The organism is Domibacillus indicus (assembly GCF_023715895.1).
Taxonomy (GTDB): domain Bacteria; phylum Bacillota; class Bacilli; order Bacillales; family Domibacillaceae; genus Domibacillus; species Domibacillus indicus_A.
On record NZ_JAMBOO010000159.1, the window covers coordinates 1 to 241 of the forward strand.

At 56.4% G+C, this 241-nt stretch carries 1 rRNA gene; it reads left to right on the top strand.

Annotated elements, in window-relative coordinates:
- Nucleotides 1–241 (top strand): 16S ribosomal RNA (locus M3221_RS27175); the annotation flags it as partial.

Below are 241 nucleotides of genomic sequence, written 5' to 3' on the forward strand. Positions count from 1 at the left end.
CGCAAGGCTGAAACTCAAAGGAATTGACGGGGGCCCGCACAAGCGGTGGAGCATGTGGTTTAATTCGAAGCAACGCGAAGAACCTTACCAGGTCTTGACATCCCGCTGACCGGTCTGGAGACAGATCGTCCCCTTCGGGGGCAGCGGTGACAGGTGGTGCATGGTTGTCGTCAGCTCGTGTCGTGAGATGTTGGGTTAAGTCCCGCAACGAGCGCAACCCTTGATCTTAGTTGCCAGCATT